This is a genomic window from Lutibacter sp. TH_r2, assembly GCF_033101135.1.
Lineage (GTDB): Bacteria > Bacteroidota > Bacteroidia > Flavobacteriales > Flavobacteriaceae > Lutibacter.
Genome location: NZ_JAWMPV010000008.1, coordinates 1 through 8,246 on the forward strand (window position 1 = coordinate 1; position 8,246 = coordinate 8,246).

At 26.5% G+C, this 8,246-nt stretch carries 11 protein-coding genes; all 11 read right to left on the reverse strand.

Annotated features, from left to right (window positions below; genetic code table 11):
• Positions 1-164: 164 nt before the first annotated feature.
• On the reverse strand, positions 165-761 hold the full coding sequence (locus R3X25_RS14990; RefSeq protein ID WP_317675783.1) for a hypothetical protein: 597 nt from the start codon (positions 759-761) through the stop codon (positions 165-167).
• Positions 762-928: 167 nt separating this feature from the next.
• Entirely contained in the window at positions 929-1,420 is a 492-nt protein-coding gene (locus R3X25_RS14995) for a DUF3592 domain-containing protein (protein WP_317675784.1), read from the reverse strand.
• A gap of 160 nt (positions 1,421-1,580) precedes the next feature.
• A complete protein-coding gene (locus tag R3X25_RS15000; protein WP_317675785.1) occupies positions 1,581-2,153 on the reverse strand; it encodes a hypothetical protein in 573 nt (190 codons plus the stop codon).
• A 155-nt stretch (positions 2,154-2,308) separates the two neighbouring features.
• Positions 2,309-2,779 carry a hypothetical protein gene (locus tag R3X25_RS15005; RefSeq protein ID WP_317675786.1) on the reverse strand — a complete coding sequence of 157 codons (471 nt, stop codon included), beginning with the start codon at positions 2,777-2,779 and terminating at the stop codon, positions 2,309-2,311.
• Between the two features lie 163 nt (positions 2,780-2,942).
• Positions 2,943-3,644, reverse strand: coding sequence for a hypothetical protein (locus R3X25_RS15010; RefSeq protein ID WP_317675787.1), 702 nt, complete (start codon positions 3,642-3,644; stop codon positions 2,943-2,945).
• A 159-nt stretch (positions 3,645-3,803) separates the two neighbouring features.
• Positions 3,804-4,763 carry a hypothetical protein gene (locus R3X25_RS15015; protein ID WP_317675788.1) on the reverse strand — a complete coding sequence of 320 codons (960 nt, stop codon included), beginning with the start codon at positions 4,761-4,763 and terminating at the stop codon, positions 3,804-3,806.
• Between the two features lie 169 nt (positions 4,764-4,932).
• A complete protein-coding gene (locus R3X25_RS15020) occupies positions 4,933-5,436 on the reverse strand; it encodes a hypothetical protein (protein ID WP_317675789.1) in 504 nt (167 codons plus the stop codon).
• 230 nt (positions 5,437-5,666) lie between these two features.
• Positions 5,667-6,083 (reverse strand): hypothetical protein, encoded by a 417-nt coding sequence (locus R3X25_RS15025; protein WP_317675790.1) that lies wholly within the window; start codon positions 6,081-6,083, stop codon positions 5,667-5,669.
• A 163-nt stretch (positions 6,084-6,246) separates the two neighbouring features.
• A complete protein-coding gene (locus R3X25_RS15030; RefSeq protein ID WP_317675791.1) occupies positions 6,247-6,705 on the reverse strand; it encodes a hypothetical protein in 459 nt (152 codons plus the stop codon).
• Positions 6,706-6,709: 4 nt separating this feature from the next.
• Positions 6,710-7,018, reverse strand: a complete 309-nt coding sequence (locus R3X25_RS15035) for a hypothetical protein (RefSeq protein WP_317675792.1) — start codon at positions 7,016-7,018, stop codon at positions 6,710-6,712.
• A 175-nt stretch (positions 7,019-7,193) separates the two neighbouring features.
• Positions 7,194-8,084 carry a type I restriction enzyme HsdR N-terminal domain-containing protein gene (locus R3X25_RS15040; protein WP_317675793.1) on the reverse strand — a complete coding sequence of 297 codons (891 nt, stop codon included), beginning with the start codon at positions 8,082-8,084 and terminating at the stop codon, positions 7,194-7,196.
• Between the last annotated feature and the right edge of the window lie 162 nt (positions 8,085-8,246).

An 8,246-nucleotide genomic window follows, 5' to 3' on the forward strand; every position in this document is an offset into this window, starting at 1 on the left:
GCTCATCCGCCATTTTAGGTAACGGTTTTTGGTATGTTTTGTTGAGTGTTTGAGCACTAAATTTAGTAAATAATTACTGACCAAGAAAATCCGTGAGGATTTTCGTAAGTGTGCTAGAACCAAACAATAAAATATACCAATTGTTAGCAAACGTTTTATTCAAACTACTGACAATTTTCATTGTAGTATTTGACAATTTCAATCAATTTTGAATAAAGTTTATTTTTATCTTTAAACTTTGGACTTCTTTCTACATATTTTTCGAAAGTCCTTGATTTTATATATTCAGCTAACTTTGGACAGTCGCTGAAATATTTCCTCATTTTCTTATTTGAGGTGTTTCCTAATCCTCTATATATGAGTTTTAAGTTTTCATTTCCTTTCTGAAAATAATAAGTTGGACTTTTTCCTCCATCAAAAGTCCTTTCCCAATAAGAATATATACTTAAAGGAGAGCTTTCATAAATTAAATTAGTAATTAAAATATTTCCGTCTTCATTTTTTTTTATAAAATAGGTTCCTTTTTTTTCTAATTCTATTTTATCTATATCTTTCAAGGTGTATTTTATTTTTTCTTTACTTTTTATATTTTTTTTAAAAACTACTGTATTTTCTGAAGCTAAACCAAAAGTACTAAACAAGCCAAGTCTTATAAATCCAGTTTTAACCTCTCCGTTTTTAAGGTAAATTTTCCCATTATCATTTTGTGAAAATGTAATAGCAGAAAAGAATATTGTCAATAAAAGTACTGTTTTTTTCATTTTTTGTTAATGTTTGCTAACGAGTTTTTATATGATTTGTGCGACTGGAAAATCGGAGATTTTTCGGACGTAGCAAATCGTTAGTTGAATGTTTGTCGTTTGTACTAGTTCAAATTTAAGCATAAATTATATGAGTTGTTGGCTATAGTATTTATTTCAAATTTATTCTAAAAATAATTCCATTCTTGTAAAAGAAAAAATAATCCAGCTATAAAAGAAATAATCATATATATAATTAATTTATTTATCGGAAATTCATCAATCAAAAATGCGTTATCCTTATCTTTAGGATTTAGATAGATATTTATCAATTTCTCTTTGTAGTAATTCTTATATAGTTCTTTTTTCTGATTGTTAGTTAAAAACCACTCATTGAATCCTAAATAATAAATTTTATCAGATATATATTTTTCACCATCATAGTCATATTTAAACTCAATTTTTTGTTCGTACTTTTTTACTGAAGAACTGCTATAAATATCTGTGTCAATGTTGTATTCTTCTACTGTCTCAATCAAGCTTGATTTCAAAACTTTTCCGTGTAAAGACTGCCAATCTTTTGCTTTATCATTATAGTACAAATTAATCAGTATTAAAGCCAAAAAAAATAATCCTAATAATATAAATAGTAATCCAAAAATCAATCCTATCTGTTCCATTTGTTATTGTTCCTCATATTATAGCCAACGTGTTTGAATAACCAAAGTTGCGTTTTGGTTATTGTTTTTATTCTTTGTTAAATATATTATTTTTTGGTTTTAGAAACATTCTATATTTCTCTATTTAGCAATTTTGGTTATGCGTTGTTGTGTAATGTTTTTACTTTGATACTTTAACCTTTTTTATTTCAATCAATAAATCACCTCCTAGAATTATGAATAAATAAATTGCAATAAATTTAACATCTTTAATCTCAAAATTGAATAAGGCTTTTTCCTCAAGTGATACATAATAAATCACGTATCTATAAATTATAAAGAATAATGAAATTATTGATAATAGTTTTAATTTAGGTAGTGTTTTCTTATCTCGAACAATAAGAACAATAAAAAATAGAAAGTTTATAATGCTCCAAATCAGAAAATCAAAATTATCTCGAACAGTGAATATCCAAAAAAATGAAATTGCCGTTATCAGAGTAGATACGAGTGCTATTCTATAAATCCATTTATTTTTAAAAATTGCTTTTTCCTTAAAAACGAATTCTTTTATCTCTTCCTTTTTAAATTCTGTTTTTTTCTCTCTATATTTTTCAAATTTATCAAAATTCTCAAGAATATATTTTGCAGCATAAACAGCATCTGGTTCGAAAACTTCAGAATTATTAACTTTAAACTCTAATTCAGTTCTTGTTTTGTTCTTGAATTTTTTAATATATAAATTCTCCTTCAATTCAGTTTTTTTTAATATTACACAACGGTTTTTGGTATGTTTTGTTGAGTGTTTAAGCACTAAAATTAGTAAATAATTACTGACCAAGAAAATCCGTGAGGATTTTCGTAAGTGTGCTAGAACCAAACAATAAAATATACCAAGTGTTAGGTGCTTTACTTTTTAATCATTCTATTCATCTTATCAATCAGGTTTTTAAAATTTTCTTTTGAATTGATTCTATTGAATATTTTTATTTTATCATTCTTAAATTCAATTATCATTCTATCAGAATCAGTCTGTTCTCCAAATCGACTTCTTTTATTTAAAAATAGTTTATACATTAAAGATGATATTCCATCTCCTTTTTCAAATCTGACATTTTTTATATCATCAAATTTATATATCTGTTTAAGGTTGAATCCTTTAATCAAACCAATTTTTCTGTAAGTAAAATCTTTATCTGAAATTTCAAATCTTGGAAATTGGATTAAAAGAAAAATTATCAGTCCAAATAAAATCGGAATGATAGATAAAATCTTTAAATCATTAATATTTATCAATGCTATGAATATAAAAAATAATCCAAGAAATCCTGCGAAATATCTTTGCACATTATTTCCTCTTAATATGATTTTTTGATTCATAATCAATTTTTTTCAGTATTGCACCTAACGGTTTAGTACATGAAAAGTAGCGTTTTTGAAAACGATATTTTCCGATGTTTAAATTTAATATTATTTTGTTTTAGAAACATTCTATTTTACTAAATGAAGCTATTTTTTATGTACATTGTTGGGGCATCGTAACTTATGAGATCCAAGTTCCTTCTTTTGAATCAATTACCCACTTTCCATTTTCTTTCTTAATAAAAACTATAAATCCATTTCCATTAAGTCTAGCATAACTTATTCCTCCAGTCAAAATTCCGAAATTTTTACTTTTATCTAATATAATTCTTGAAAAAGAGACGACTGCTTTTAAATCACTATTATTCTCAAGTTTCCATTTCCAAATTTGTTTTGGAAAGCTCGTACTGTGTTTAAAAACATACTTATCATTCCTTCTGAAATTCTTTAAATCAATTATGTATCCCGTTTTATAATAATCCCAACTATCATCAAACTCAATTTTAGAATTTTCAAAATGTTTAATCAGTCTTTCTTTGTAAGAACTTGAAATATTTTCTATTGTATCACTTACAACTATTAGAATCTTTTGATTTCCTTTTTTGAAGTTTTCATATCGTTTCTCAATCTCAAAAACTTTCTGTTCATATTTTATTTTTGTGATTTCAATTATACTATCTTTTATTTCTTGACTTTCAGTCTCATAAAATAATTCTGGATATGGAGGAGGAGGAGGGAGCCTAAATTCTAAATTATCATATGAATTATCAATTAAAGTTAAAAAAATATCTTGCATTATTGTTTTATCAAAATCAGAAATGCTTTCTTTTTTTGCACAATTTGTCAGGATTATTAATATTACGATGTAGAGATATCTATTCATAACTGTGTTTCGTCTTTATGTGCCCCAACGGTTTAGTACAAGGAAAGTTGCGATTGGCAAATCGTAATTTTCCGATGTTTGTTCTTTAGTTTATTTGTTTGTCGGATTGTTATAATCATTAATATTTCGCAATTTTTTTTGTGCATTGTTGTGTAACGTTTAATTTATCCAAGCATCAATTTTAGTTGTTAAATTTTCCTTCAATTCTCCCAAATTATTATAAATAATGTGAGGATAATGGTTAGTGTCAAAATGAGTGTTTTCAAAATCATCTCCTTCACATAAATAAATAACAGGTCTTTTTAAACCAAGAGCAAATCCTGCTTCAAAGTATACTCCGTGTTTATGTTCAGTGAAATCAGCTACTACGAATTTTGATTTTCTTATTTCAGAAATCAATGCATCATTTATAGTAACATCTGAATCAATATGCTGTTCATCTATTAAAATTGGGTCATAACCAGCATCCTTAATCGCTTTTTTTATAGCAACTCTTGTTGCATTTTGACTTGTAGAAAAAGACATTGCTACAAAACATCTGTCAGAATGAGTTCCATTTTCGTTAAGTTCAATTACTTTAGAAAGTCCCTCAAAAGTTAATGTAATTCCGACTAAACCACTTCCATCTCTTGTAGAAACATCAACACCATTAATTAAACCTTTGTTTTTCAGAGTAAAAAGATAGAACGCCATTTCCTGGTAATTTTTGAAATAAAGTCTATTTGCTAATTCTTGATTTTCTTCGTTTTTAGGAAAATCGATTCTGGAACCTTCGTATTCTTGAAGAGAATGAAGATAATTTAAAAGGTAATTTATTTTATCTTCAGGTGTTTTTGGGTATATAGCTTCTCGAATTATTTGTTCTAAAATTTCATTATTTAGAACCTTATCTGTTTTTGTACAAAATTCTTTTGGAAACGAATCGTTTAATATCATTCCATATAGAATATGTTTATTTTTATTTACAAAAGAATTATTCTTATGATTCCAATGAAATCGAAATAATAATCTTTTTTCCTTAATCTGAATAATATATTCTGCTAAATCAAAACTTGAAGTAAAATTCGTAGTTTTTAATCCAGTGATATGACATTTTTCAGGAGGTGGCATCATTCCCATAGCAATTCTTTTTTAAATGTTACACAACGGGCTTTTATAAGATTTGTGCGACTGAAAAATCGGAGATTTTTCGGACGTAGCAAATCGTTTGTTGAATGTTTGTCGTTTGTACTAGTTCAAATTTAAGCATAAATTTTATGAGGTGTTAGCCACTGTTATTTATTCTTATCTATTTTTTTTCTCTTAATTCAGTCCATCTTTGTAGAAATCTACAAACATCATAATACATTTCAAAATCTGAAAACGATATTAATCCTTTTCTTTTTTTATAATCACTTTCCACTAAAAAGATTGAACATTCGTAATGGTTGCTAAACAATCCAATCATTGAATTATCTAAAAACCAAGGTAAATCAGTTTTATCCTTTTTCTTATATGTGAATTCTGAATAATCTGATGTATCTACCTTTTCTTTGAATAAAAATCTGTTTGCAACTGCTATTCCTCTATAAAGATTTTTATCAGAAATGTATAGCCCTACCTTTCCAAACAATACAATAGATAAAGCGTAGAAAAAAAACAATAAAATCAATCCAAAAATCACTTCATAATAATCAGTTGGGTGTTTCAGATAATTTAAGCATCCGAATAATGAAAAAATCCATAAATAAAAGGCTATCATTTTTTGATATCCGTGTAAATAATTATCTAATAAAATATGATGTTTTTTCATTAATTGTGGCTAACTTGGTTTTGTATGGTTTGTTGCGTGGTTAAGCAATAAAGTTAATAAATAAAACACTAACCAAGAAAATCCGCGAGGATTTTCGCAAGTAAGCGATTTGCAAGCAATAAATTATACAAGGTGTTGGCAAACGTTTTTTTATTCAGATTATTAATTAAAAATTCAAATTATAATGTCTAAAAAAGTAAATCAATTAAAATTTTATAAAACTCTTTTCGTTATTTCGGTAATTTTTGTTTGGATTCAATTCTTTCATTCAATTTATTTATGGAATCGTATAAAATCAAATTCCGTTTCTTTAGATAATTGTTTTCAAACTTTAAATTCGTATAATTCCGCTTTAAATTCTGATGACTTTTATTTAAGTCCTCATATTTATTTTCCAAATACTTGTCTAAACAAAAGTAAATTCCGCTAAATAGAATTGGAATAAAAATGGCTATAATTCCAATCTTATTTACTGTTGTAAAACTATTCCACCAATCTAAAAAATTTGTAATTATGAAATACTTTTTTCTAACAAAAAACCAGTCTTCTTCTTTGAATTTTTTTAATTCCGATTTAGAAATGAACTTTACTTCTCTATGTGGTCCGGATTCAATTTGTATGAATCTATTTATCTCATATTTTATCATTTTTCAGATTTGAGTGAGTAATGTTTGCCAACGGTTTTTGGTATGTTTTGTTGAGTGTTTAAGCACTAAATTTAGTAAATAAATACTGACCAAGAAAATCCCTTTAGGATTTTCGTAAGTGTGCTAGAACCAAACAATAAAATATACCAGTTGTTAGCAAATGTTATTTTTTTTTGTCAATTAAAAATTTAATTATTCTATCATTAATCTTTGATAATTCATTTAAAATGTAATTTTGATTATTAGCTATCGAACTCATTTTTTCAGCTTGAAGATTATTTAAGTCATTAACTTTTCCCACAATCTCTTTATCTAGTTTAGCTTTTTCTACAATCAGTTTACTCTGATTAATAAATCTATCTTGAAAATAATTAAAAATCAATACTCCTACATTCAAAATTATTAAGGTAGAAGTCAATTTGGAATTTGATATTGAATCATCAATATTCAACCATATAACTATTAAAATTGGTAAAATAAAGTAGATGAAAATTAAAAATAATTTTGCTAATCCTTTAAAGTCATTATCGGGTTTAATTATTCCATCTATTACTATTTTTATCAATATTCCTAAAGCTGTCAATGCAATTTTAGAAAAATAAGGATTATCAATAAACTCCATAACTTTAATTTATATCAATTTTTATTCTTTTGTCAACAGCTCTTTCTCCTTTGTCTATTTTGATAAGTTTATTATTTTCAAAATATAAAAAATATTGTTGGATTTGTGCTGCTCCACCTCGAACAATTCTTTTTCTTACTTTATAAATTTCAGTATCATTATCGGTATATTCTAATACAGGTTCTCTGTTTATGGTATTAAAAACCTCCTTTTTAGTCATTCCAATATTCAGCTCGTGAGTGTTTACTCCTTTATAAGCATTACAAGAAATTAGAAGTAATGCTATTAGTGTAGTCATAATAATTTTTTTCATATCAATCTATTTAATTTTCATTGGTAATATTTGCTAACGGTTTGTGGTATGTTTTGTTGAGTGTTTAAGCGTTAAATTTAGTAAATAATTATTGACCAAGAAAATCCCTTTAGGATTTTCGTAAGTGTGCTTGAACCAAACAATAAAATATACCAGTTGTTACCTGCAGGCTTTTTTAATTTATTATTCGGGTTAATTTTAAAGGAAGGAATATTTCTTTTTCATTTTCTTCTAATTTTTCTCCGACTTCGCATTCTACATCAACTAAATACGCTCGGTCAGGAAATCGTAAAGCTAGACGACTTTTTCCATTTCGAATCAATAACCTTTCAAATCCTTCATCTGGAATTTTTCCTTTTAGTTGCTTAAAAACATCTAAATGAAAATCAAAAGTTGCGACATAAGTTGTATCATTTAGATTGGCTCCACCAACATTTATTGTAAACATATCGTCATCAAGTTGAGATATACCAGTAATTGGAATTTGTGGAAAAACTAAAACTGTATTTTGATCAAAACCAAGTCGTTTTAAGTGTAAACCTAAATCCTTTTTATAATCAAGACTGCTTTTTGAAAATATATTTTCAGGTGATAGTATTGCTTTCATATTTTCCCAGAACAAAGGCAATTCCTGAATATGAAAATGCATAAGTGGTTCAAAATCATCAACACTGAATAATACAAATTCTTTACCATTGCATAGAGAGAAAAACCTTGCTCTAACTTCTGGATGCATTGCATAAGAATATGCTTGTTCAACATTTTTAGATTTAATTATTGATTCGGAAGGTGATTTTGCATCTAAAATCCAAGTCGGCTTTTCGTCAACTTCAAATAGATAATCTGGAATTATATAAATTTTCTTTTTTTGAGAACCAATTGAAACGAATGGGTGAATTAAATTTCTACTTCTAATAATTTGATTTGGTTTGTTCGCTGAATAACCTAAACCTTTTATTATCGGAACTACTATTTCCTCACGAACAGAGTCTTCTTTAAATTCTGGGTTTTTCAACAATTCATAATCGAAATATTCTAAAATGTTTTGAATTTTTTTACTTTTCATTCAGTATTCTTGGTTTTTCTAGCTTGCAGGTAACGGTTTTTGGTATGTTTTGTTGAGTGTTTAAGCACTAAATTTAGTAAATAATTACTTGCCAAGAAAATCCGTGAGGATTTTCGTAAGTGTGCTAAAACCAAACAATAAAATATACCAGTTGTTGGCCCG

Coding starts and splice junctions, on each gene's coding strand:
- R3X25_RS15025 (WP_317675790.1), bottom strand. CDS start 6,083: ATGATAAAATATGAGATAAATAGATTCATACAAATTGAATCCGGACCA.
- R3X25_RS14995 (WP_317675784.1), bottom strand. CDS start 1,420: ATGGAACAGATAGGATTGATTTTTGGATTACTATTTATATTATTAGGA.
- R3X25_RS15005 (WP_317675786.1), bottom strand. CDS start 2,779: ATGAATCAAAAAATCATATTAAGAGGAAATAATGTGCAAAGATATTTC.
- R3X25_RS15020 (WP_317675789.1), bottom strand. CDS start 5,436: ATGAAAAAACATCATATTTTATTAGATAATTATTTACACGGATATCAA.
- R3X25_RS15030 (WP_317675791.1), bottom strand. CDS start 6,705: ATGGAGTTTATTGATAATCCTTATTTTTCTAAAATTGCATTGACAGCT.
- R3X25_RS15035 (WP_317675792.1), bottom strand. CDS start 7,018: ATGAAAAAAATTATTATGACTACACTAATAGCATTACTTCTAATTTCT.
- R3X25_RS15040 (WP_317675793.1), bottom strand. CDS start 8,084: ATGAAAAGTAAAAAAATTCAAAACATTTTAGAATATTTCGATTATGAA.
- R3X25_RS15015 (WP_317675788.1), bottom strand. CDS start 4,763: ATGGGAATGATGCCACCTCCTGAAAAATGTCATATCACTGGATTAAAA.
- R3X25_RS14990 (WP_317675783.1), bottom strand. CDS start 761: ATGAAAAAAACAGTACTTTTATTGACAATATTCTTTTCTGCTATTACA.
- R3X25_RS15010 (WP_317675787.1), bottom strand. CDS start 3,644: ATGAATAGATATCTCTACATCGTAATATTAATAATCCTGACAAATTGT.